Source organism: Streptococcus sp. 'caviae' (genome assembly GCF_001937065.1).
GTDB lineage: Bacteria > Bacillota > Bacilli > Lactobacillales > Streptococcaceae > Streptococcus.
On record NZ_MOWR01000009.1, the window covers coordinates 52,965 to 73,939 of the forward strand.

Sequence of the window (20,975 nt, forward strand, 5' to 3'; positions counted from 1 at the left end):
ATGGGTTGGTGGAAGGAAACCATTGATATTGTCAAAGAAAAAGATCCGGCAGCAAGGACAACGCTTGAGGTTCTTTTGACCTACCCGGGCGTCAAGGCCTTAGCCGCTCATCGGATTTCTCATTTTCTGTGGAAACATCATTTAAAATTATTGGCGCGGATGCACAGCCAGTTCTGGCGTTTTTGGACGCAGATTGAAATCCATCCTGGAGCTAAAATTGCTGAAGGCGTTTTTATCGACCACGGTTCAGGTTTGGTCATTGGTGAAACAACGGTTATTGAAAAAGGTGTCATGCTGTATCACGGCGTGACACTTGGCGGTACCGGCAAGGATGTTGGCAAACGCCATCCCACAGTCCGTGAAGGAGCTCTGGTATCTGCCCATGCTCAAGTTATCGGACCGGTTGAAATCGGCAAGAATGCCAAAGTAGGCGCCGCTGCTGTGGTTGTTTCTGATGTGCCATCAGATGTAACAGTCGTCGGTGTTCCGGCCAAGGTTGTCCGCGTACATGGTAAAAAGGATGAGCTGGCCATTCATCAAATTGAAGAAGAACGTGAGTATTACCTCAAAAAATTAGAAGAGGCCAAGGAAGCCAGCTTGCATTCGTCAGGGCTGTAAATTCTAGGTGATTATAAGGACAAGAGACAAAAAGACTTGAAAGCTAAGGGTGTTAGACGCTCTTTATTTAATGAAATTAAAAGAAAATATAACACGGTGACATTCATAAAGGAAGTTTGGCTTTATTAGTCTGGCTTGGCTAAGGGTGCTTGTTCTTGTTACTGGAGAAACAAAGGCTCCTAAAAAATGATTGGAGAGTTGATAGATGATTAAAATTTACGATACCATGACGCGCAGTCTGCGTGAATTTGTGCCTATTCATAAGAATACAGTTAACATGTATGTCTGCGGTCCGACAGTTTATAATTACATTCATATCGGCAATGCCAGAAGTGCAGTAGCTTTTGACACTGTGCGCCGCTATTTTGAATATCGCGGCTACAGGGTTAATTATGTTTCTAACTTCACAGATGTTGACGACAAAATCATCAAGGCAGCTGCTGAAGCTGGAATGACAACCAAAGAGCTGTCTGATAAGTTCATTGCCGCTTTCAAAGAGGATGTTGCTGCCCTTGGTGTAAAGCCGGCAACTGCCAATCCGCGTGTTATTGATTACATGCAGGAAATTATTGAATTTGTGCAGGTTTTGGTGGACAAAGATTTTGCCTACGAAGCAGCAGGGGATGTTTATTTTAGGGTTCGTAAATCAGATCATTATGCCGCTCTTGCCAATAAGACTTTGGAAGAACTAGAAATCGGAGCCAGCGGCCGGGTGGATGCCGAAAGTGAGCTCAAAGAAGACCCGCTTGATTTTGCTCTTTGGAAATCAGCCAAAGCGGGGGAAATTTCCTGGGACAGTCCTTGGGGCAAGGGCCGTCCGGGCTGGCATATTGAATGTTCGGTTATGGCAACGACGATTTTAGGCGATACCATTGATATTCACGGCGGCGGTGCTGACCTTGAATTTCCCCACCACACCAATGAAATTGCTCAGTCGGAAGCTAAAACAGGGCAGCCTTTTGCCAACTACTGGATGCATAATGGTTTTGTCAATGTGAATGATGAAAAAATGTCCAAATCCCTTGGAAACTTCGTGACCGTTCATGATCTTTTACAGACTGTAGACGGTCAGGTTTTGCGTTTCTTTCTGGCAACGCAGCACTACCGCAAACCGATCAATTTTACTGACAAAGCTATTCACGATGCCGAAATTAATTTGAAATATCTGAAGAATACCTATACGCTTCCTGTCGGAGAAAGGGCTGATCAGGCTGCTTTAGAGCGGTTTATGGCAGATTTTGAACTTGCTATGGATGATGATTTCAATGCGGCCAACGGTATTACGGTGATTTTTGAGATGTCCAAATGGATCAATTCCGGAAACTACACAGAAACAGTCAAGGAAGCCTTTGCAAAAATGCTTGCTGTCTTTGGCATTGTCTTTGAGGAAGAAGTTCTTGACAGTGATATTGAAGCCTTGATTGAAGAACGTCAGGCAGCGCGTGCAGCTCGGGATTTTGCAAAAGCCGATGCCATTCGTGACCAGTTGGCATCCCAAGGCATCAAGCTTCTGGATACCAAAGACGGTGTGAGGTGGACACGTGACTAGGGCTGTTGATGTCAATCTGATCAATGGGATTGCTCTTGCCTTTGAGGGGGATGCTGTTTATTCCACTTACATTCGCAAGCACCTGATTTTTCAGGGGCTGACCAAGCCCGGTCAGCTGCACCGCAAAGCTACGCATTATGTATCTGCTAAGGCGCAAGCCATGTTGATCACTAAGATGCTGGAAGCGCAGCTATTGACCGAAAAAGAAGAAGAAATCTACCGCCGCGGACGCAATGCCAATGCCAACACCAAAGCTAAGAATACCGACATTGTGACTTACAAGATGTCTACGGGTTTTGAGGCTGTTATGGGCTACCTGCACATGACTGAGCAAACCCGTCGGTTGGAAGAGCTGGTGGACTGGTGTATTGAGACGGTAGAAAGTTAAATGATTATCGGAATTCATTGTCCTGCAGTGTTTTGATCTGAGAGCGATAGTGCGCAGTTTTGTCCTCCAGTTTCTCAATATATGTTTGGTATTGGGAGAGCTTTTCCTGCAAGAATAGGCGATGGTTTTCAAGTATTTTCAAGTGTTCTGGAGCCGTTTCCTCCCCTTGATAACGGAGATCTGCGTACTTTTTGAATTGCTTTGCACATCTATATCAGGTTCACTGGAGACCAAAGCAGTTTGGCCCATCATCATTTTGAAAGCATAAAAAAACCGATTTGTTCTGAAAATCGGTCTTTTTAATGGTGTTAGCCCTTCTTAATTGGATGCCGTAGCACCGTTTTCAATTTTTCCGGTGCTGTTTTTCTAACGTCGGAGAGATAAATTTCGTGGTGCCTGCGCTCATTGGTGATGTCAAGAGTGCAGCCTTCCTGTATCATGAAATCATGCATCGCTTCAACGGTTTTGGGCTCGTCCTTGTAGGGGCCCATATGCATGCATTGGACACACAGCCCTTCATCGTAGGTGAAAAATTCTACCTTGGAAAAATCTCGTTTCTTCTTTTTAGCTGCTTCACTTATCGCCCAATCAAAATCAGCCTTGGTTACAAAGTCAGGCAGGCGAATGACAGAAATAAAGGAAAAGTTTTCCTTATGCTCATAATCAATGCCTTTTAGTCCATCCTGCCACCAAAAGCCTTCAAGGGGTGGCACGACATAATCAAAAAATCCATCTATTTTATAGTCGGTTTTGTGACTCATTTTTAGAGTATAGGCGACGCCATAAAGCAGCTCAATAGAGTCTTTATAGGCGCTGTTTTCTTGGTTAGGATCGCCAGTGCCGCGCACTGCCAGATAATTCATCTTAGGGATGGTGACAATACTCGGTTTTGTCTTAGGCTGGTAGAATTCTTTGAATTCTTTTTTAAAATCAAAAGCCATTTTTAGCCCTCCAATTTCTTTACTTCCTGTTTGAGCCAGTCGAGTTCAGCCTTTAAAAGTGTCTCACCGAGGCTGAAAAGCTGTTGAGCGATAGGAGTTTCGTGCTGCCCATTTTCTTTTTTATTTTGCATATCTGCAAGTTCTGTTTCCAGTTTTTCTTTTCGTTTGGAAAATGCTGCGCGCAGCTCATTGCCATCCAAAAGATAAGCAGTCGCGAGCCCCGTCATCAAGTGAGCGTTTGCTGGTTTACACTCACTGATGAGTTCTTGGGTAGTTCTTTTTAGGATTTCCAGCCCTTCTTTAGTGATTTGATATTCTTTTTTCTCCTTGCCCTTGCTGGAAGTAGCAGCTGCCAATCCTTTTTTCTCCAACTTGTCAAGAACATAATAAATGGATGAAAAACCAACATCTGTCCACTTGCGCATGCCGCGTTCCTTAATGATTTGCTCAATGTGATAACCATGCTGCGGTCCTTCAAGCAAAATACCAAGAATGAGCTGTTCAGTCAGTGAAATAGCCATAGATACCTCCTTTTATTCTAGTGGTAGAATAACTATATTCTAACACTAGAATATACTTGTGTCAAATGAAATTCTTGCGTTACGAGATTTTATTTTCATGCTATAATAGGGGCATGAAAGAAAAAACTGACAATATAGATATTGTTTACGGTGTTCATGCTGTAACTGAGGCACTCCAAGCCAATACCGGCAATAAACTGTACATTCAGGATGACCTGTGCGGTAAAAATGTTGATAAGATTAAGACGCTGGCCGCCGAGAAAAAGGTAGCTATTTCCTGGACGTCCAAAAAGACCCTGTCTGACATGACAGACGGCGCTGTTCATCAAGGCTTTGTCCTGCGTGTTTCCGAGTTCGCCTATACTGAGCTGGCTGCTCTTTTGGCAAAGGCAGAGCAGGAAGATAATCCTCTTATCCTTATCTTGGACGGACTGACAGATCCGCATAATTTCGGCTCTATTCTGCGTACGGCTGATGCAACCAATGTCTGCGGGGTGATTATTCCCAAACACCGTGCGGTTGGTGTGACACCAGTTGTTGCCAAGACTTCAACTGGTGCGGTGGAGCATGTGCCTATTGCCCGTGTGACCAATCTCAGCCAAACTCTTGATAAACTAAAGGAACACGGTTTCTGGATTTTTGGGACAGACATGAACGGCACCCCGTCGTATAAGTGGAATACGGCAGGGAAGCTGGCCTTGATTATTGGCAATGAAGGCAAGGGGATCTCTGCCAACATCAAAAAACAAGTGGATGAGATGATTACCATTCCTATGGATGGCCATGTGCAGAGCCTCAATGCCAGTGTTGCGGCTGCCCTTCTTATGTATGAAGTTTTTAGAAATCGTTTGTAGGTTTTGAGCAGTTCAGCTGCGTTCTCGCTTGCAGCGAATTCTTTTGCTATAATAACTGGTAATGATTTTAAAATTAATTTTTACGATGGAATGATAGATTTTAGGAGGTTAAGCATGAGCTTTACAATTATCACAGATTCTACCGCTGATTTACCGGAAAGCTGGGCTCAGGAAAATAATGTTCAGCTTCTGGGCTTGACTGTTCAACTGGACGATGTCACTTATGAAACGGTAGGACCTAACCGCCTGACCAGTGAAGTGCTGCTGGAAAAAATGACTGCGGGCAGCAAACCCACAACAAGCCAGATCAATGCAGGTCAGTTTGAATCGGTCTTTCGTCAGGCAGCTGAAAACGGAGATGAAGTGCTTTATGTTGCCTTTTCATCGGTGTTATCCGGAACCTATCAGTCAGCTTTGATAGCGCGTGATGTTGTTTTGGAAGAATACCCCGATGCTATGATCGAAGTGGTTGACACCTTGGCAGCAGCCGGTGGCGAAGGCTATTTGGCTATGCTGGCCGCTCAGGCGCGAGATCAAGGACGCTCGCTTCAAGAGGTTAAAAAGCTCGTGCTTGATACAGCTCCGCTGCTGCACACCTTCTTTTTAGTTGACGATCTTTACCATCTAATGCGTGGCGGCCGACTGTCTAAGGCTTCTGCTCTTGTCGGCAGTCTTGTCAATATCAAGCCTTTACTATGGCTGGATCCGAGCGGGAAATTAGTACCGCTGGCAAAACTGCGCGGCCGTAAAAAGGGCATGAGAGAAATGATTAAACGAGCAACAGCCGACCTTGGCCATGATACCGCAGTCGTCGCCTATTCCAATGATAGTGAAGGTGCAGAAAGTTTGAAAGCCCAGCTGTTAGAAAACGAAGAAATAAAAAAAGTTTTGATACTGCCCTTAGGCCCTGTTATTTCAGCCCATGTCGGCCCTAATACCTTAGCTGTCTTTACCATTGGTAAAAATCCACGATAACATTAATCTTAGGCAAGCAAATTCGTTTTGCTTGTCTTTTTTGACTATTATTTCAGATAAAATGTAAAATATAATTGACAAAAAGAAAATTAAAGACTACAATATAGGTGTAAAAAGAAAAGGAGGACAGACTCATGATTATCTCAATAAAATTCGTTTTGTTCGCCGCGGTTATTGCTGTTTTAGCTGTCGGTTATAAACGTTCCAAAAAAACGCAAGAATATGATGAACGGCAAGAGCTTCTTCAAAACAGAGCTTATCGCTATGCAGCACACGATATGATATTTACGAGCGCCGCTGCTGTCATTTGGAGCGAGGAACTCATGAAAGTCCTCAATGGGGAACTGCTGGCTTTACTGATTATGCTGGTTGGTATCGTGATTTATGTTTCTTATGCCGTTTTGCACGATGCTTACTTTCCTATTAATAAGACCATTGGAATGGCCTCAATTGGGCTGTTTGGCACGATGTCGATTCTTGAGTTAATCGTGATCATCAAAAATCTTCTTAACCATACATTTTCTCCCGAAAATGGCGGGATGTCTCTGCTGCTGCTTATCGCCTTTGCCATTATTATAAGTGTCATGCTTTATAAGAAGCATTTGGATAAAAAGGAGGCGGATTCATGAAAAATTTACGTCTGAAGGCTGCGCGTGCCAGGAAGGATCTGTCTCAGCAAGCATTGGCTGACCTAGTCGGTGTATCGCGTCAAACAGTTTCAGCTATTGAAAAAGGAGACTACAACCCCACCATCAATCTCTGTCTTAAAATTTGCAAGGTATTGGGAAAAACACTGGATGAGCTTTTTTGGGAAGAATAGCAGTTTGCAAGGATCTGTCAGGAGTGATCGGTAACCCTTTTGCCGGCTAAAGAACTGGAATGACTGCTTGCTGTCATTCCAGCAGCAATGCTTGAACAGCTTTAGCGGATAGGGAAACTGGATCGCTCTGACAGAGGCCGTTTTTGCAGATAAAAAACTTGTGATTTACAAGAAAAACCTCTTGACTTTGAGGTTGATTTTTTGATATTATATAAGACGGTATTGTTTACCCCATTTGAAAGGCCCCGGAACCCTTCAAATAACCAGTGGACCGGAACATCCACTACTTGTAAACATAAGATTCGTATAGGAGAAATCATGAACAAAACAACATTTATGGCTAAACCAGGCCAAGTTGAACGTAAATGGTACGTTGTTGATGCCACTGATGTGCCTCTTGGACGTCTTTCAGCAGTCGTTGCCAGCGTTCTTCGCGGAAAAAATAAACCAACTTTCACACCGCACACTGACACAGGTGACTTTGTTATCGTTATTAATGCTGAAAAAGTGAAATTAACAGGTAAGAAAGCAACTGATAAAATCTACTACACTCACTCAATGTATCCAGGTGGATTGAAGCAAATCTCAGCAGGTGAACTGCGTTCTAAAAATGCTGTTCGTTTGATTGAAAAATCAGTTAAAGGAATGCTTCCGCACAATACTCTTGGACGCGCACAAGGCATGAAATTGAAAGTTTTCGTTGGTCCTGAGCATACACATGCTGCACAACAGCCAGAAGTACTTGATATTACAGGTCTTATCTAAGAGGAAAGGAGCGTAAAATATAATGGCACAAGCACAATATACAGGTACTGGACGCCGTAAAAACGCTGTTGCACGCGTTCGCTTGGTTCCAGGCACTGGAAAAATTACAGTAAACAAAAAAGATGTTGAAGAATACATTCCGCATGCTGACCTTCGTCTCGTTATCAACCAGCCTTTTGCAGTAACTTCTACTGAAGGTTCATACGACGTCTTCGTTAATGTTATCGGCGGCGGCTATGCTGGTCAATCAGGCGCAATCCGCCACGGAATCGCACGCGCACTTCTTGAAGTTGACCCAGACTTCCGCGATTCATTGAAACGCGCTGGCCTCCTTACACGTGACGCACGTATGGTTGAACGTAAAAAACCAGGTCTTAAGAAAGCGCGTAAAGCTTCACAATTCTCAAAACGTTAATTATTAGCGATATATCAACGTTTACAGACACTTCATGGTTCACACCATGGGGTGTTTTTTGATGGTTTTTTAGCAAAATTCACACCACTTTTCACACCAAATTCACACCATTATTTATTTTAGGTTTCGGTAGGCAATTTCCCCAACAGCCATTGGTACAATATTTGAAGTATTAACGTAAGTTTTGGTAGTGAGGGTGTCACTATGTGTCAGCGCCTCAGAAATAGCTTCTAGTGATGTCCCTGCTTGTTTGGCGAGAGTTGCGCCAGTATGGCGTAACTTGTGAGGTGTGAGTTAATTTTGGATGGTGTTTTTTCTAAATGCTTCATTTGATAGTTTAGATAATCAATGTGGATTACTTTATTAATATTATTTTCCTATCATTGTGAGTGAATACAAATTGATTGTTGGTTTGCTTAATTCCAAAAGGTCTCAGTTCTTGCTTTTGGTTGTCCTTCCATTTCTTAAGAAAATTCATTAGCTCTAGTGGAGCATTCATTAAAGACTCTTCTCTTGCCACCTTTAGTGGTTTTAACATTATCAAATCTGTCCAAGGTATTTTCAATCAAAATTTCATTGTTTTTAAAATTAATATACTTCCATTGAAATGCATAACTCTCAGATTCTCTATTAGACAGGAAGAAAGTGGCATAGAAAAGAACATAGTCTTTAAATTCAATGAGACCATTCTCTGAATCATCGTCAAATGCTTTTAACCAAAGACGTAGCTCCTTTTCATCTAAAGCTAAATCTTTTTCACGGTTGCTTTCTTTTAGGAACTGTTTTTTAAGTTGTTTTAATTCGGCTAATGGTTTTGTTTAGACAGTTTATGTGGATGTATTCAAGTTCTTCTACCCAGTCGAAGACTGAGTTGATGTAATTACGGAGTGTCCTAAAATTCGCGTAATTATTTACCTTAGTTACCAACAATGACAAGATTAATTGTTGGTTTTCATTGAGATGGCTTATTGAATATTTATTGAGAAGAGGAAGAATATACAACCGAAATAAATTTTCGGTTTGAAAAACTGACCTTGCGTGGTCAGTTTTATGTAGAGTATTTAAGGGAAATGTTTGTGATTAGAAAGGGCAAGAATAAAGAGAGTTGTTTAGGGTCAGTTAAGAAACTAAATTTAAAAGAAATTACCATAAAAGCAAGTGATAGATACTACTTGTTTCAAGTCGAGGATGTTTTAGAAATTAGCATAATAGAGGGAACTAGACGATGAGTAGAAGAAAATTCTATGAGGGAGTTATGAGGGAGTAAAATAGCGTCCACTTTGTAATGACGCCATTTTCTTATCTTTTAAAAAAGTTTAATTTCATGATTCTTCGATGATGAAGTGTCTTCTTCACCGGTAGGAATCTCGATTTTTGAGCTAGGGATTTCAAGTCCCCAGTTATCCCAACCATTGAAATTAATTCGAGCAAATAGCTCGATTTTTTCTTGATTAGGGAACATTTTGGTAATTCTATCGATTACTTGGAGTGGTTTCACACTGTGTTTGCCTCTGGGATATTGTAGAAATTGTCTAATATTTCTAGCACCTCTAGGTTTTGGAATTCTTCCTCTTTTAAATACAAGACAAAATTCTGTTTGAGATAAAGTATATTGACCTGGATTATGAACCATTTTGTCCCATACGAAAGCGACAGTCTTATATTTAAAGCCCCAGGCCTCTCCTAGAGAAATAGAATTAGCCATTTGTGGGCCAGTTGTCCACATGAAAAGTAAGCAGTCATCCTTAGCAATGCTATTGACATCTAGTTTTTTAAGTTCTTTAAGCTTAACCGTGGGGTATTTAAACGAAGCGGAACTAATAAAGATATTTTTCTCGAAACCAACGTTAATATCTTTATTACTTGACTTATCATATTGCATTTTACCACCGTAATCCCAAGGTGGATCTGCATAAATAACATCGTATTTTTTAGAGGGTAATTTTGGGTATAATTCATTTAAAGGATTTAACTTGGTCCGTTTCTGGGCTTCAATATTATATATTGAATAACCAGAGACTTTTTTTTCAGTCATAAATGTTTCCTTTCGTTAAAGTCTAAAAACATTGTATCATATTTTTTAAAACTTCGGGAGTGTTACTTATAGTATGTGGAAAAATTATTTTATTTTGATACTATTTCCAGTAAGGAGCAAATATGTTAATTACTATCGTTTCTCATAACATAAGATATTTTCGAACTCAAAGGAATCTATCCCAAGAAAAATTGGCAGAACTATCTCAATTACATAGGACTTATATAAGCGATTTAGAAATGGGAAATAGAAATCCAAGTATAAAAACACTCGAGAAAATAGCAAGTGCACTAAAAATTGCGCCCTATAAATTATTAAAAGAGATTGGAGATTCCGATGGCTAGTAATGAATTAAGAGGAAGGGCTAACTGGCAAACAATAAGCGGTGGAAAAGCATTGAAAACTGAAGAAATCTTTGCAAAAGCCCTTCAAATAGCTCTTGATGGTGCTTATCCAGGAGTTTTTAAAGTTGACCAACATCCAAAAGAATTTGGAGATATATATTCTAAACACCAACTTCCGCAACAAACTTTAGATGCTATTTATAATGTTAGCATTACTAAATCAAATGGAAAAGATTATCAGTGGGGGATTAGTATGGATTTTGCTATCCGTAATCTTCAATCTGGTAAAACATTATTTGGGGAAATCAAACGTCAAGATGGCTGGATTGAAGGAGGTAATATGCAAGATGGACGAGGGAACGCCCATGAGAGAAGCAATAAATATTTTACGCCTGGCTTATTAAAAGTAATACGTGAAAAAAGTGGTATTAGTGATGAAATTCTCCCTTTTTGGGTAGTTTTTGTTGGAGATATAACAAGGGATCCAAGAAGAAATAGAGAAATTGACTTTTGGTACCAAGGGTTTGAAAGAAATTATTTCATGTGGAGAGATACAACTGATATTGATTCTTTGCTTCAATTCTTTGAAGAAAATCTATTAGACTATCTGCTTTAATCTCTTGTGCTAGTTAATCGGGCGTAAGCCATCGAATATTTCAAATTTATTCTGAACTTATCGTGACTGTCTTTAAATATTAAGGAATAGACAAGTAATATTGCCTCTACTCTAATTTAAGCGCTTGAAGACCTCGGTAACGTAACTGCTCCATTCCAAACAACCCTAAAACCGAAATTACTATTTCGATAGGTTTCCTCAAACGACTAATCCTGTAGTTTTCAAACAATTAAAAGACTACCATGTTTTTGCTTAGTTTGGAAATGGACCTACCCCCATAATGTGTTAGCTCTGCTTTGACCTTCGTATCAACATAGCCCTTATCACCATAAATGAGGGACATAGGACTATTTTCAAGGAGTTCGAAAGCCACATCTTGGTCATAAACGGAGGCAGGTGTCACGACATAATCAATAGGAATTCATTAACTATTAACTAACTAAGATGCTAAGAAAAAAGGCCTCAGGGGGTATTGCTGCCTGAGGCCTTTTGGTGTTCTTGATAATATTTAAATGCCTTCAATCGGAGGAAGCGGAGAGTTTTCAGCACGGTACCACTCTATTAAATCGTCCGGCCAATTGAGCTCTTCTAAGTTTTCGACCTTTGTCAGAATGGTATCTGTCTTGCCGTCTTTGATTTTCTGAGTGAATGCTGGCTCAACCAATGCTGCCCGGCCAATGGCAACTAAATCAGCCTCATTTAAGGCATCTAATGCATCATCGGCTGTAGATACACCGCTAACAATGATTAACTTGGCGCGTCCCTTAATAACTTTATTGGCTAAAGCTGCGTAACTGTCATCGTGCCCATCAGGTTTAGCATCATAGTGAGTAAATAGAGAAATATGGATATAATCCAATTTATTTTGTTTTAGCAGCGCATCAACTAATTGCATGCTGTCATCCACAGTATATCCAATGGTTTCTTCGTGAATTTCATCTGGAGAGATGCGATATCCTACAATAAAACCTTCTGGTGCATATTCATCGACAACACGGCAGACTTCCTTGGCCACAGCCAGAGGGAAATTCATTCGATTCGCTAATGAGCCGCCCCATTTATCGGTGCGATGATTTGAATAAGAAGAGAAAAATTGCTGAAGGAGATAGTGATTTGCTCCGTGGATTTCAACGCCGTCAAAGCCTGCATCGATGGCGCGTTTGGCAGCTCTGCCAAAGTCCTTAATGGTTTCTTCGATTTCACTGGCAGATAATTCCCGAGGACGATGATTTAAAAATGGGAATTCCATTTCAGTTGGGGCAGCAGCAACGCCGCCATTCTGCGTAATATCTGCCTCACGGCCTGCATGGTAGAGCTGTGCAATGGCTTTACTGCCATCTTTTTTGATGGTTTGTGCCAGTTCTTTAAGACCTGGAATGAATTTATCATCAAAAATGCCGATCTGTCCTTTAAAACCACGTCCGATCATGTTAACATTCATGGCCCCGGTGATAATCAAGCCGGCAACTTTGGTCCGAATACTGAAGTAATCTAAATCGGCCTGACTGACGCTGCCATCAAGATTGGCACCTTTTGCTTCCATTGGAGCCATAACAATAGCTGAAGGAGATTTTCCGCCATTTGGGAAGTTAATTTCCTCGAGAAGTTTTTGATAAGTCATGTTTAGACCCCCTTTTATATCCTCATTGTGATATAATTATCATAGCATAATGAAACCGTTTTCAAGGCGACAAAATGTTACTTTTGTTGTGACAAAACAGAGAAAGTGTAAGAGCATCTGCAATGACAGTACCAACTAAAAAGATCATTTCTAATTCCATTATCCACTTACTTGAAAAAACCAGTTATGAAAGTCTCACTGTCTCAATGATTATGAAAGAGGCCGGTATGTCCAGGCAAACGTTTTATCATTATTTTCAGGATATTCCTTCGGCCATGTTTTCGATTTTTTCCGAGGATTTAGAAAAAAGTTTTGCCTTATTTAAACAGGGAAAAAGCTACCGGGACAGCACGGAGTATCTGCTAAATAATTTAAAAGAAAAAAAGAATTTTTTGCGTGTGCTGGTTACTGAATTCGATAATAAGTTTTTTGTTGAAAATTATTATGATTTATTAATGGATGTCTCGTATGATTATATTGGTTTAGCACAAATTGATGATGAAATTGAATTCTTATTGAGTTTGTACTGGTTTGGTGTGATCTATAAAATGATTGGCTGGATTAAGTCAGGCATGTCATTGGAGGTTGAAAGATTAGTTGAACTATTGTATGCGGGGATGCCAAACAGGCTGCAGGCTTATATGTCATTTTAGTTCAGCCAATAATTGTTTTCGATTATAGTTCAATTTTATGAGACTAGGACGAAAAGCAAAGGATTGAAGCCGCTTGATATAACAGCGTTTAATAATCCAGTACAGTTAGGAAAAAGCTAGTTTTCAAAAATGTTAATTAGTATGATTATATACATACTTCAAGCCAGCTAAGAATTTACCCTTTAGCTGGCTTTTGAATAAAATTTCCTTAAGCCTTATTGGAAAATTTTTAGTTCATTAAGTAAAATAATTTATATACAATTTTCTTCTCAAATTTTAATTTTATGATAGTTAACTTTGTTTTTACTCCATTTAGCATTGATTATAAGTTTTGCTGCCTATTTATTTTGATAAGAAATGTGTTTATACCCAGAATTTAATTGTTTATATTTTCATTATCAAAAATTTTGAGCTGAATAAGTTTCTTAAAGTTATTTGAAGCATAGTAGGATTTTTTTGTGCTTAAGTACTTCTTAAGTAGTTCCTTTTATTATATCTATACTTACTCTAATGTCTGTGTGATGACTGTTTACGATAAATGTAACTTGTTAGATTATCTAAATTATTTTAAAATAATTAAAAATAGCTTGACAAAGTTAAATTGAAAGCGTATTATTACAAGTGTAAATACGTTATATAACGTATTATAAGAAAGGAATGGTATGCCAGTTACAAATAGCCAAGTGCCACTTTATATTCAAATTAAAAGTAGTTTGAAGGACAAGATAAGAAATAACACTTATCTTGTCGGTCAAAAAATTCCAACAGAGACTGAGCTTGAAGAATTATATGGAGTCAGTCGTGTCACGGTCAGGAAGGCAATCAAAGAGCTTGTCTCGGAAGGCTATCTTATCAAAAAGCAGGGTAAAGGGACCTTTGTCAATCATAAAAGAGTCAATCGCAAACTGTCGTATGTTATGGGCTTCTCACAAAGCTGTTTAAAGAACGGTTTACAGCCATCAAGTGAAGTATTAGAAAAACGCATAATGTTACCAACACCTGAAATTGCTGAAAAGCTGCAAATTGATTTAGACGATGAAGTTCTTTATATTCAGCGTAAACGTTTTGCTGATGGTATGCCTATTTTTCTAGAAAATAATTATTTTTCTCTTAAAGATTTTTCCTTTTTAATGGAGGAGAATCTCGAAGGTTCTCTCTACAACATTTTAGAAAAGCGAGGAATAAAAGCTGAAAACTCTGATGCTAAAACACTGGAAATTGTTTTAGCAGATGATAAGTTGGCGACCTTAATGTCTTTGCCTGTTGGAACAGCATTTTTCTATCTGAATGTCAGGATTTCTGATCAGAACAATAAACCTATTCACGTTGGTCACCAGTATTATCTTGGTGAGTATTATAAATTCGATATGTAAAAACATATTGAATTTAATTTTGGCTAAAGATAATACGTTATAATACGTTATAAAAGGAGAGGAAAATGATAATCTTAGCAAGTCACGGAAAACTGTCGGAAGGAATGAAGCATACAGTGGAAATGATTACAGGCTCCCAACCTAATCTCTTTGCATTTTCAGCTTATTGTAATGGAATTGAATCGATTAAGGATTCAGTGAAAGAAAAAATTAAAGGAGTAACTGATGAAAGAATTATTATTTTAACAGATATTTTGGGAGGTAGTGTTAATACGGAGATGACCGAACTACTATTAGATTTTCCAAAGGTTCAATTAATTACTGGTATGAATTTGCCTTTAATCTTGACTTTATTAACACTTAGCGAAGAGGCAGACATTACAGATGCCATTAATGAAGGAAAAAATAGTCTCATATCAATAAATCAGTTGATAGAAGATTCAAATTTGGAGGATGATGACCTATGATTAAATTGGTTAGAATTGATTACCGTCTCTTGCATGGTCAAGTTGTCTTTGCTTGGAGTAAAACATTAGGTATTGAGAGAATAATTGTCATAGATGATGAAACTGCTGAAGATGAATTTAAAAAAATGTCTTTAAGTCTGTCAAAACCTTCAGGAGTGAAGCTGAATATTTTTACTCTTGAAACTGCACTAAGTAAAATGCCTAAAGTAGAAACTTTAAATGAGAATATCATGATTATTTTAGGTAATACTGCAGCAGCACGTGCATTTTGCGAGGGATATCCAAAAATTTCTGAAATCAACTATGGTGTTCTTCCTAAAAAAGAAAACGCTACGCAATACAGTCAAGCCATTTATCTTAATAAAGAGGAAGTGGAGGATTCACGTGTTCTAAAAAATATGGGAATTAATCTCTTTATGCAACAGGTTCCGACTTCAAAAAAAGAAAGTCTGTCAGATAAACTTTAAAACTATATAAGGAGGGCAAACAATGTTTGTAAAAGCTGTTTTACTAGGATTAGTTGGTGTTTTCTGTGTCCTCGACTCTCGTTTGTTGGGACGTTTGAATTTTGAAAGACCGCTGATTGTCAGTACCTTGGTAGGTATTGTTTTAGGAGATGTTACTCAAGGATTAACGATTGGAGCATCTTTGGAATTAATGGCTTTGGGTCTTGTTAATATTGGGGCTGCTGCACCGCCGGATATGAATATGGCAGCCATTATTGCTACAGCATTTTCTATTCTATCTCATGCAAATACCGAAACGGCCTTGACCATTGCAGTTCCAATCTCTGTTTTAGGACAATTATTAGGCGTATTAATGAGGACGATCCTGTCTAATTTAACACATGTCGCTGATGACATGATTTCGAGAGCTAATTTTACCGGTGCACTCCACATGCATATTATTTGGGGAACAGTTTTATATTCTTTGATGTATTTTGTTCCGATTTTCTTAGCAATTTATTTTGGTACTGACTTAGTAAGAGATATTGTAACTATGGTACCTAAATGGTTAACAACGGGATTAGGAGTAGCTGCTAAAATTCTTCCGGCCTTTGGTTTTGCTTTACTGTTACAAACAATGCTGACGAAAAAAATGCTCCCGTTTTTACTGTTAGGTTTTCTAATCACTGCTTACTCTGGCTTAGGAGTGACTGGAGTGGCTCTCTTTGCATGTTTGGTAGCCTTCTTTATGGCTGATGTAAAATTTTCTACAGCTGCGGTTTCTGCAGGTAATGAAGCAGATCCTCTGGATGATGACTTATAGGAGATAGATAAATGGCAAAAACAACAAATGAAGACAAGAAAAGATTTAGACAATTTTTCTGGCGCTCATGGACAATTCAGGCTTCCTGGAATTATGAACGTCAAATGAATATGGGATTTTTGTACGGTATTGCTCCAACCTTAGATCGTCTCTATCCTGATGTCAAAGATCTTCCTCGAAAAAAGGAAGCTTATGAGCGTCACATGGCCTATTATAATTGTACTCCTCAAACAAGTGCTTTTGTTTTAGGTTTGTCGGCGTCAATGGAAGAACAGTATGCTAAAAATCCTACAGATTTTAACCCGGATGTTATTAACGCGATGAAGACGAGTTTGATGGGACCTCTATCTGGGGTTGGTGATTCATTTTTCCAAGGTACGATTCGCATTTTGGCTTTTGGTTTGGGAATTACTCTGGCACGGCAAGGAAGCATTTTGGGACCAATTCTTGCAATGTTCATATCTTTTGTCCCTTCTTATTTAGTAACTTATTATGGTGGGAAATTAGGTTATCAAGTCGGTCAAAAATATCTTACTCGACTTTATTCTGAAGGATTGATGGATAAGGTAATGTATGTTTGTTCAATTGTCGGTCTAATGGTTATTGGTTCAATGATTGCTAGTATGATAGGCATTACGACACCACTTACTACCGGCAAGAGCTTTATCCTTCAAGATGTTTTGGATGATATCATGCCGCAGATGCTGCCTTTGTCTCTGACCTTCTTGATGTACTGGTTATTGCAAAAGAAGGTCAGTGTTACTTGGATGCTGGTTATTTCGATTGTGGGGGGTATTATTTTAAGTGCTCTGGGCGTATTGGCATAAATTTATAATTTGTAAATAAAAGGAGGAATTTATATGAATTCAAAAGACATTATTTCAGAAATTGTTGGTTCTAACGACATTACATCTGTTATGTTTGTTGGCTGCGGTGCGTCAAAAGGTGAACTTTATCCGGCAAAATATTTTTTAGACCACAATGCCAAAAGCTTGCAAGTTAGCCATTATACTGCTAATGAATTTAATTTTGCAACACCTGCAAATCTTGGTTCTTCAACAATTGTTATTTCTGCTTCATTAGGGGGAACTACGCCGGAAACGGTTGAGTCCAACAGTATTGCAAAAGAACATGGTGCCCATGTTATTGCTTTAACCAGATCTGAAGGCTCACCTTTGACAGTTGATGCCGATTATACCATTGTTCATAGATTTGCAGAGAGCTACTCTGCTAAATTGGAAAAAATGGGTTATGCCCTTGAGTTAGCTGTGGAAATTTTGAATCAAGTAGAAGGTTATGAGTATTATCCTGATATGATTGATGGATTGAATCGTATTTATGATTTTTGTGATGAGGCTGTAAAAACAGTAGAAAAAGATGCGAAACATTTTGCAGAGCAATATAAAGATGTGCCTGGCATCTATGTGATGAGCAGTGGAGCAACCGCTGAGGTTGCTTACTCTTCCTCGGTTTGTCTGATGATGGAAATGCAGTGGATCAACTCAGGGAATTTCCACTCTGGTGAATTTTTTCATGGACCATTTGAAATTGTGGAAAAGGATGTTCCTTTTATCCTCTTTATGAATGAAGGAAGCACTCGTCCAATTGATGCTCGTGCCTTAACTTTCCTACAGCGCTTCGATGCCAAAGTCACAACCTTGGATGCACTTGATTTTGGTTTGTCGTCAGCTGTTAAGAAAACAGTTGTAGATTACTTTAATCCATTTGTGATTACAGCAGTTTTCAGAGTTTACGCTGAACAACTTGCTATTGCAAGGCAGCATCCGTTGACCAAACGTCGCTACATGTGGAAACTAGAATACTAATATGTGTATTAATGGCTGGGGAAACTCAGCCTTTTGAATTTGGAGAGATTAGGATATGTTTGATGGTGTTATTTTTGACATGGATGGTGTTTTAATTGATAGTGAACGTTTTTATTTTAAGCGTCGCTTAGATTTTTGTTCAGAAAATGCAATTGTTCCAAAAACTAAGACGATTGAGACTTTTATTGGAGAAACTAATGAAAAAATATGGGAAATGCTAATCCCTGATGATATTTCTAATAAAGAGGACTTAAAAAGGAGATATAAGGTTTATATGGAAGAGCACTCGCTTGATTTTAAAAAAGCGATGAGACCAGAAGTTTTAAAGCTTTTTCAGGAAATTACAAAAAGGAAGAAGAAACTTGCTATTGCGTCATCTTCCCCCTACAGGGAAATTAAAAAGATGCTAGTAGAGACAGATTTAGAAAAATATGTCAATTTTGTGATCAGTGGAGAGGAGCTTAGAGAGAGTAAACCTCATCCAGAAATTTATCAACGTGCACAAAGTGCTCTTGGTCAAGGGAAATACTTAGCTGTAGAAGATTCTGAACTTGGTATCCAATCTGCTAAAGCTGCTTGTCTTTATACACTCGCTTTAAGTCAAGATTATTGTATCAACCAGAAAAAGGCTGATAAAATTATTTCAAATCTCAAAGAAGTTCTAAATTATTTATAATATTAAGCTCTTTACAGTCATAATGTTTCCTAGAAAAGCTAAACTTTCCTGTTAAATCATCAACTGTTTTTTTGATAGCGTAAATAGTATTAAGATTCATAAAAGTTTGACTCCGCCCCTTTATCAATCTTATATGTATTGCTTAACATTAAAAGGTAAGAATAAACGATAAGGCAGTTGGATATAAAAATCTGAGCAGTTCTCAAAAACGCTAATAATTCAGGTATATCAACAGTTATCAACACTTCATGGTTCAGCTATGGAGTGTTTTTGCTATACTGTTTAAATTTTTGCAGGTCTGCTGAGAGCGATTGAATAGCAATGAAAAGGCTGTTTGAATAGATTTTCAAAGCAAAGCTGCCTGCCCCTTTATATAGGAATGCTGCTGGGACAAACTAACCCACCGGAACATTTTACAAAAACTTTACACAACCAAGGTAAAAGATTTGATGTTTGGTGCGTATAATAAGGACTGTAAGATTAATACTGTCTTTAGATGAGGAGTCTATCATGAAAAAATTGAAATTCATATCGGCGCTTGCGCTGACTGGTTTGGCTGGTTTAGCTTTGTTGAGTGCCTGCGGCAATTCAAACTCAAAGTCGTCTTCACAGACGATAAATGTTGTTTCCCGTGAAGACGGATCGGGAACGCGAGGGGCTTTTGTTGAGCTCTTTGGCATTGAAGAGGAAAAGAGCAACGGCGAAAAGGTTGATTTGACAACCGATAAAGCTGCTGTTACAAACTCTACAGCGGTGATGCTGACAACAGTTGCCGGTGATGAAAATGCTATTGGTTATGTTTCCATGGGCTCTTTAGACGACAAGGTCAAGGTTGTATCGATTGACGGTACTAAGGCGACGATTGCGCATGTCAAGGACGGCAGCTATAAAATTTCCCGTCCGTTTAACATCGTGACACACGATAAGATCAGTGATGTGGCTCAGGATTTCATCAGCTACATTATGAGCAGCGACGGTCAAAAGGTTGTTGAAAATAACGGCTATATTGCAGTTGACGGAAAAGAAAAATATAAATCCAGTGTTGATTCCGGGAAATTGGTTATCTCAGGCTCAAGCTCAGTAACGCCGGTTATGGAAAAACTAAAGGAAGCTTACCTGAAAGTCAATTCTAAGGTAACGATTGAAATTCAGCAGAGCGACTCATCAACTGGCATTACCAATACCATTGACAAAACCTGTGATATTGGAATGGCTTCAAGAGAACTTGAAAAATCGGAAACCTCAAAAGGTGTGAAATCGCAGAAAATTGCTCTGGACGGGATTGCGATTATTGTCAATAAAGGCAACAGCGTCAAGGAGCTGACCAGCAAACAGGTCAAAGCTATCTTTAAGGGCGATACGACAAAATGGGATGATGTTCTCTCAAAATAAGGAGCTGTGAATGAATCATTCTAAAGAAAAAATAATGCAAGCGGTATTCTTTCTTACCGCCTGTATTTCTATTATATCGGTTATTTTAATCTGTGTTTTCCTTTTTTCAAGCGGTATCCCTGCCATTCAAAAAATCGGTCTTAAGAACTTTCTCCTAGGTACTGTTTGGCAGCCTGCTAATAATGTATATGGCATTTTTCCTATGATTGTGGGATCCGTTTATGTCACTTTGGGGGCCCTTGTGATAGGGGTTCCTATTGGTGTGCTGACAGCAGTTTTTATGGCCAGATTTTGTCCGGAAAAAATTTACAGGCCCCTGCGCAGCGCTATCAATCTCATGGCAGGCATTCCGTCTGTTGTTTACGGTTTCTTTGGTCTCGTGGTTTTAGTGCCTTTTGTCAGGGAACATATCGGCGGATTTGGTATGGGTGTTCTTACGGCATCAGTTTTGCTGGGATTGATGATTTTACCAACCATTATCAGCGTTTCTGAATCGGCCATCCGAGCAGTGCCCAACAGTTATTATGAAGGCGGGCTTGCCTTGGGAGCCTCGCATGAACGCAGCGTCTTTTTTGCCGTTTTACCAGCAGCCAAACGTGGGATTCTGGCAGCTGTGATTTTAGGTATTGGCCGAGCAATTGGTGAAACCATGGCAGTTATCATGGTTGCCGGCAACCAAGCTGTTTTGCCTGATTCTCTGACATCCGGCATTCGAACCCTGACCACCAATATTGTTATGGAAATGGGTTACTCAAGCGGCCTGCATAGAGAAGCTTTAATCGGGACAGCGGTTATTCTGTTTATTTTTGTCCTTATTATCAATATCAGTTTCTCCCTGCTTCATAAAGAGGATTAGT

Annotated in this window: 26 protein-coding genes and 1 pseudogene; 21 read left to right on the plus strand and 6 right to left on the minus strand. The window is 39.3% G+C overall.

Annotation, left to right across the window (positions count from 1 at the left end; all coding sequences use genetic code 11):
• The 3 genes from cysE (at window position 1) to BMI76_RS08825 (ending at window position 2,555) form a co-directional block, all read left to right on the plus strand.
• The gene (gene cysE / locus BMI76_RS08815; RefSeq protein ID WP_075347209.1) at window positions 1-618 is read left to right on the plus strand and encodes a serine O-acetyltransferase; all 618 of its coding nucleotides are present in this window, start codon (window positions 1-3) and stop codon (window positions 616-618) included.
• Window positions 619-823: 205 nt separating this feature from the next.
• Window positions 824-2,167 (plus strand): cysteine--tRNA ligase, encoded by a 1,344-nt coding sequence (gene cysS / locus BMI76_RS08820; protein WP_075347210.1) that lies wholly within the window; start codon window positions 824-826, stop codon window positions 2,165-2,167.
• Window positions 2,160-2,555 (plus strand): Mini-ribonuclease 3, encoded by a 396-nt coding sequence (locus BMI76_RS08825; protein WP_075347211.1) that lies wholly within the window; start codon window positions 2,160-2,162, stop codon window positions 2,553-2,555. The genes cysS and BMI76_RS08825 overlap by 8 nt, the downstream gene beginning before the upstream one ends.
• 308 nt (window positions 2,556-2,863) lie before the next feature.
• Here the strand turns inward: BMI76_RS08825 and BMI76_RS08835 are convergent, their stop codons facing one another.
• Both BMI76_RS08835 and BMI76_RS08840 read right to left on the minus strand, forming a co-directional pair.
• A complete protein-coding gene (locus tag BMI76_RS08835; RefSeq protein WP_075347212.1) occupies window positions 2,864-3,496 on the minus strand; it encodes a GyrI-like domain-containing protein in 633 nt (210 codons plus the stop codon).
• Between the two features lie 2 nt (window positions 3,497-3,498).
• The gene (locus BMI76_RS08840; protein WP_075347213.1) at window positions 3,499-4,017 is read right to left on the minus strand and encodes a PadR family transcriptional regulator; all 519 of its coding nucleotides are present in this window, start codon (window positions 4,015-4,017) and stop codon (window positions 3,499-3,501) included.
• Window positions 4,018-4,130: 113 nt separating this feature from the next.
• On the opposite strand from BMI76_RS08840, the gene rlmB reads away from it, so the two are divergent.
• The 6 genes from rlmB (at window position 4,131) to rpsI (ending at window position 7,846) form a co-directional block, all read left to right on the plus strand.
• Complete coding sequence (gene rlmB, locus BMI76_RS08845) at window positions 4,131-4,871, plus strand: 23S rRNA (guanosine(2251)-2'-O)-methyltransferase RlmB (RefSeq protein ID WP_075347214.1); 741 nt, start codon at window positions 4,131-4,133, stop codon at window positions 4,869-4,871.
• 114 nt (window positions 4,872-4,985) lie between these two features.
• Window positions 4,986-5,846 carry a DegV family protein gene (locus BMI76_RS08850; protein ID WP_075347215.1) on the plus strand — a complete coding sequence of 287 codons (861 nt, stop codon included), beginning with the start codon at window positions 4,986-4,988 and terminating at the stop codon, window positions 5,844-5,846.
• Between the two features lie 134 nt (window positions 5,847-5,980).
• Window positions 5,981-6,475 carry a hypothetical protein gene (locus tag BMI76_RS08855; protein WP_075347216.1) on the plus strand — a complete coding sequence of 165 codons (495 nt, stop codon included), beginning with the start codon at window positions 5,981-5,983 and terminating at the stop codon, window positions 6,473-6,475.
• Window positions 6,472-6,666, plus strand: a complete 195-nt coding sequence (locus BMI76_RS08860; RefSeq protein ID WP_075347217.1) for a helix-turn-helix transcriptional regulator — start codon at window positions 6,472-6,474, stop codon at window positions 6,664-6,666. The genes BMI76_RS08855 and BMI76_RS08860 overlap by 4 nt, the downstream gene beginning before the upstream one ends.
• Window positions 6,667-6,984: 318 nt before the next feature.
• The gene (rplM, locus tag BMI76_RS08865) at window positions 6,985-7,431 is read left to right on the plus strand and encodes a 50S ribosomal protein L13 (protein WP_075347218.1); all 447 of its coding nucleotides are present in this window, start codon (window positions 6,985-6,987) and stop codon (window positions 7,429-7,431) included.
• Window positions 7,432-7,453: 22 nt separating this feature from the next.
• Window positions 7,454-7,846: a 30S ribosomal protein S9 gene (gene rpsI, locus BMI76_RS08870; RefSeq protein WP_075347219.1), complete on the plus strand. Its 393-nt coding sequence runs from the start codon at window positions 7,454-7,456 to the stop codon at window positions 7,844-7,846.
• Window positions 7,847-7,960: 114 nt separating this feature from the next.
• Here rpsI and BMI76_RS10790 read toward each other — a convergent pair.
• Together BMI76_RS10790 and BMI76_RS08880 are read right to left on the minus strand one after the other, a co-directional pair.
• Window positions 7,961-8,866: pseudogene (locus BMI76_RS10790) on the minus strand (tyrosine-type recombinase/integrase); the annotation flags it as partial.
• Between the two features lie 286 nt (window positions 8,867-9,152).
• A complete protein-coding gene (locus tag BMI76_RS08880; protein ID WP_075347220.1) occupies window positions 9,153-9,881 on the minus strand; it encodes an MT-A70 family methyltransferase in 729 nt (242 codons plus the stop codon).
• 122 nt (window positions 9,882-10,003) lie between these two features.
• Between BMI76_RS08880 and BMI76_RS08885 the strand changes: the two genes are divergently transcribed.
• Both BMI76_RS08885 and BMI76_RS08890 read left to right on the plus strand, forming a co-directional pair.
• Complete coding sequence (locus BMI76_RS08885; protein WP_075347221.1) at window positions 10,004-10,225, plus strand: helix-turn-helix domain-containing protein; 222 nt, start codon at window positions 10,004-10,006, stop codon at window positions 10,223-10,225.
• Window positions 10,218-10,841, plus strand: coding sequence for a MunI family type II restriction endonuclease (locus tag BMI76_RS08890; protein WP_075347222.1), 624 nt, complete (start codon window positions 10,218-10,220; stop codon window positions 10,839-10,841). Before BMI76_RS08885 ends, BMI76_RS08890 begins: the two co-directional genes overlap by 8 nt.
• A gap of 229 nt (window positions 10,842-11,070) precedes the next feature.
• Here BMI76_RS08890 and BMI76_RS10705 read toward each other — a convergent pair whose 3' ends face one another.
• Together BMI76_RS10705 and BMI76_RS08900 are read right to left on the minus strand one after the other, a co-directional pair.
• The gene (locus BMI76_RS10705; protein WP_180372839.1) at window positions 11,071-11,244 is read right to left on the minus strand and encodes a hypothetical protein; all 174 of its coding nucleotides are present in this window, start codon (window positions 11,242-11,244) and stop codon (window positions 11,071-11,073) included.
• Between the two features lie 105 nt (window positions 11,245-11,349).
• On the minus strand, window positions 11,350-12,462 hold the full coding sequence (locus BMI76_RS08900) for an NADH-dependent flavin oxidoreductase (protein WP_075347223.1): 1,113 nt from the start codon (window positions 12,460-12,462) through the stop codon (window positions 11,350-11,352).
• 122 nt (window positions 12,463-12,584) lie between these two features.
• Between BMI76_RS08900 and BMI76_RS08905 the strand changes: the two genes are divergently transcribed.
• The 10 genes from BMI76_RS08905 (at window position 12,585) to pstC (ending at window position 20,974) form a co-directional block, all read left to right on the plus strand.
• Entirely contained in the window at window positions 12,585-13,115 is a 531-nt protein-coding gene (locus tag BMI76_RS08905; protein ID WP_075347224.1) for a TetR/AcrR family transcriptional regulator C-terminal domain-containing protein, read from the plus strand.
• 662 nt (window positions 13,116-13,777) lie between these two features.
• A complete protein-coding gene (locus BMI76_RS10950) occupies window positions 13,778-14,488 on the plus strand; it encodes a GntR family transcriptional regulator (protein ID WP_075347225.1) in 711 nt (236 codons plus the stop codon).
• Window positions 14,489-14,553: 65 nt separating this feature from the next.
• Entirely contained in the window at window positions 14,554-14,955 is a 402-nt protein-coding gene (locus tag BMI76_RS08915; RefSeq protein ID WP_075347226.1) for a PTS sugar transporter subunit IIA, read from the plus strand.
• Window positions 14,952-15,422 carry a PTS sugar transporter subunit IIB gene (locus BMI76_RS08920; RefSeq protein ID WP_075347227.1) on the plus strand — a complete coding sequence of 157 codons (471 nt, stop codon included), beginning with the start codon at window positions 14,952-14,954 and terminating at the stop codon, window positions 15,420-15,422. Before BMI76_RS08915 ends, BMI76_RS08920 begins: the two co-directional genes overlap by 4 nt.
• A gap of 22 nt (window positions 15,423-15,444) precedes the next feature.
• Entirely contained in the window at window positions 15,445-16,224 is a 780-nt protein-coding gene (locus BMI76_RS08925; protein ID WP_075347228.1) for a PTS sugar transporter subunit IIC, read from the plus strand.
• A gap of 11 nt (window positions 16,225-16,235) precedes the next feature.
• Window positions 16,236-17,051: a PTS system mannose/fructose/sorbose family transporter subunit IID gene (locus BMI76_RS08930; protein ID WP_075347229.1), complete on the plus strand. Its 816-nt coding sequence runs from the start codon at window positions 16,236-16,238 to the stop codon at window positions 17,049-17,051.
• A 33-nt stretch (window positions 17,052-17,084) separates the two neighbouring features.
• Window positions 17,085-18,050 (plus strand): SIS domain-containing protein, encoded by a 966-nt coding sequence (locus BMI76_RS08935; protein WP_075347230.1) that lies wholly within the window; start codon window positions 17,085-17,087, stop codon window positions 18,048-18,050.
• A gap of 55 nt (window positions 18,051-18,105) precedes the next feature.
• On the plus strand, window positions 18,106-18,726 hold the full coding sequence (locus BMI76_RS08940; protein WP_075347231.1) for an HAD family phosphatase: 621 nt from the start codon (window positions 18,106-18,108) through the stop codon (window positions 18,724-18,726).
• A 510-nt stretch (window positions 18,727-19,236) separates the two neighbouring features.
• The gene (locus tag BMI76_RS08945; protein ID WP_075347232.1) at window positions 19,237-20,118 is read left to right on the plus strand and encodes a substrate-binding domain-containing protein; all 882 of its coding nucleotides are present in this window, start codon (window positions 19,237-19,239) and stop codon (window positions 20,116-20,118) included.
• Between the two features lie 10 nt (window positions 20,119-20,128).
• Complete coding sequence (gene pstC, locus BMI76_RS08950) at window positions 20,129-20,974, plus strand: phosphate ABC transporter permease subunit PstC (protein WP_075347233.1); 846 nt, start codon at window positions 20,129-20,131, stop codon at window positions 20,972-20,974.
• Window position 20,975: the final 1 nt, after the last annotated feature.

Excerpts from the sequence above, each read along its gene's own strand:
- cysE (WP_075347209.1), top strand. The coding sequence starts at position 1 with ATGGGTTGGTGGAAGGAAACCATTGATATTGTCAAAGAAAAAGATCCG.
- cysS (WP_075347210.1), top strand. The coding sequence starts at position 824 with ATGATTAAAATTTACGATACCATGACGCGCAGTCTGCGTGAATTTGTG.
- BMI76_RS08835 (WP_075347212.1), bottom strand. The coding sequence starts at position 3,496 with ATGGCTTTTGATTTTAAAAAAGAATTCAAAGAATTCTACCAGCCTAAG.
- BMI76_RS08840 (WP_075347213.1), bottom strand. The coding sequence starts at position 4,017 with ATGGCTATTTCACTGACTGAACAGCTCATTCTTGGTATTTTGCTTGAA.
- rlmB (WP_075347214.1), top strand. The coding sequence starts at position 4,131 with ATGAAAGAAAAAACTGACAATATAGATATTGTTTACGGTGTTCATGCT.
- BMI76_RS08850 (WP_075347215.1), top strand. The coding sequence starts at position 4,986 with ATGAGCTTTACAATTATCACAGATTCTACCGCTGATTTACCGGAAAGC.
- BMI76_RS08855 (WP_075347216.1), top strand. The coding sequence starts at position 5,981 with ATGATTATCTCAATAAAATTCGTTTTGTTCGCCGCGGTTATTGCTGTT.
- BMI76_RS08860 (WP_075347217.1), top strand. The coding sequence starts at position 6,472 with ATGAAAAATTTACGTCTGAAGGCTGCGCGTGCCAGGAAGGATCTGTCT.
- rplM (WP_075347218.1), top strand. The coding sequence starts at position 6,985 with ATGAACAAAACAACATTTATGGCTAAACCAGGCCAAGTTGAACGTAAA.
- rpsI (WP_075347219.1), top strand. The coding sequence starts at position 7,454 with ATGGCACAAGCACAATATACAGGTACTGGACGCCGTAAAAACGCTGTT.
- BMI76_RS08880 (WP_075347220.1), bottom strand. The coding sequence starts at position 9,881 with ATGACTGAAAAAAAAGTCTCTGGTTATTCAATATATAATATTGAAGCC.
- BMI76_RS08885 (WP_075347221.1), top strand. The coding sequence starts at position 10,004 with ATGTTAATTACTATCGTTTCTCATAACATAAGATATTTTCGAACTCAA.
- BMI76_RS08890 (WP_075347222.1), top strand. The coding sequence starts at position 10,218 with ATGGCTAGTAATGAATTAAGAGGAAGGGCTAACTGGCAAACAATAAGC.
- BMI76_RS08900 (WP_075347223.1), bottom strand. The coding sequence starts at position 12,462 with ATGACTTATCAAAAACTTCTCGAGGAAATTAACTTCCCAAATGGCGGA.
- BMI76_RS08905 (WP_075347224.1), top strand. The coding sequence starts at position 12,585 with ATGACAGTACCAACTAAAAAGATCATTTCTAATTCCATTATCCACTTA.
- BMI76_RS10950 (WP_075347225.1), top strand. The coding sequence starts at position 13,778 with ATGCCAGTTACAAATAGCCAAGTGCCACTTTATATTCAAATTAAAAGT.
- BMI76_RS08915 (WP_075347226.1), top strand. The coding sequence starts at position 14,554 with ATGATAATCTTAGCAAGTCACGGAAAACTGTCGGAAGGAATGAAGCAT.
- BMI76_RS08920 (WP_075347227.1), top strand. The coding sequence starts at position 14,952 with ATGATTAAATTGGTTAGAATTGATTACCGTCTCTTGCATGGTCAAGTT.
- BMI76_RS08925 (WP_075347228.1), top strand. The coding sequence starts at position 15,445 with ATGTTTGTAAAAGCTGTTTTACTAGGATTAGTTGGTGTTTTCTGTGTC.
- BMI76_RS08930 (WP_075347229.1), top strand. The coding sequence starts at position 16,236 with ATGGCAAAAACAACAAATGAAGACAAGAAAAGATTTAGACAATTTTTC.
- BMI76_RS08935 (WP_075347230.1), top strand. The coding sequence starts at position 17,085 with ATGAATTCAAAAGACATTATTTCAGAAATTGTTGGTTCTAACGACATT.
- BMI76_RS08940 (WP_075347231.1), top strand. The coding sequence starts at position 18,106 with ATGTTTGATGGTGTTATTTTTGACATGGATGGTGTTTTAATTGATAGT.
- BMI76_RS08945 (WP_075347232.1), top strand. The coding sequence starts at position 19,237 with ATGAAAAAATTGAAATTCATATCGGCGCTTGCGCTGACTGGTTTGGCT.
- pstC (WP_075347233.1), top strand. The coding sequence starts at position 20,129 with ATGAATCATTCTAAAGAAAAAATAATGCAAGCGGTATTCTTTCTTACC.